The 907-nt window shown below is 60.6% G+C and carries 1 protein-coding gene; it reads right to left on the bottom strand.

Annotated elements, in window-relative coordinates:
* Positions 1 to 907: IS3 family transposase (locus tag CG471_RS29855; RefSeq protein WP_099234670.1), on the bottom strand; the 907-nt coding region annotated here is incomplete at its 5' end.

Consider the following 907-nt stretch of genomic DNA (forward strand, 5'->3'; position numbering starts at 1 on the left):
CTAGACGCCTTCTGCTTTCAAAATCTGCTGCCGTTCGAACTGTGCGGGGGACAGCATCCCGTTCCTGACCTGCTTGCGGACCGGATTGTAGAACATCTCGATGTAATCGAACACGTCCTGCCGGGCTTCATCGCGTGTTTTGTAGGTCCGGCGCCTAATGCGCTCACGCTTGAGCGAGGAAAAGAAACTCTCGGCTACGGCGTTGTCTTGGCAGTTGCCACGCCGGCTCATAGAATGCTCAAGATTGTGAGCCCGGATGAAGGCCGCCCAGTCCATGCTGGTGAACTGCGAGCCCTGATCCGAATGGATCAGCACCCGCTGCTTCGGCTTGCGCCGCCATACCGCCATGTGCAGCGCTTGCAGCACCGCATCGGTGGTCTGCCTGCTCTGCATCGACCAGCCCACCACGCGGCGGGAATAGAGATCGATCACGACAGCCAGATAGGCAAAGCCCTCCAGGGTGCGGATGTAGGTGATGTTCGTCACCCAAGCCCGATCGGGAGCTGCGACGTCGAACTGACGATCCAGAGTATTGTCGACCGCCAGGGACGGTTTGCCACCATAGCTGCCGGGCCGGCGCTTGTAGCCGACCTGCGCCCTGATACCCGCCAGCCTGGTCAACCGGGCAACGCGGTTGGGGCAGCAGGTCTCGCCATGATCCAGCAGGTCATCGTGTAGCTTGCGATAGCCGTAGACCTTACCGCTGTCGCTCCAGGCCTGCCGCAGCAACTCTGTCTGACGAGCATCGTCCCGAGCCCGCTGGCTCAGCGGGTTCTTCTGCCAAGCATAGAAGCCGCTTGGCTGGATGCGCAGGCACCGACACATCGACCGAACCCTGAACTGGTCACGATGCTCGGCAACAAACGCGTATCTCACTTTGCATCCCTGGCGAAATACGCGGTGGCTT

Source organism: Sphingobium sp. IP1 (assembly GCF_002708645.1).
GTDB classification, from domain to species: domain Bacteria; phylum Pseudomonadota; class Alphaproteobacteria; order Sphingomonadales; family Sphingomonadaceae; genus Sphingobium; species Sphingobium yanoikuyae.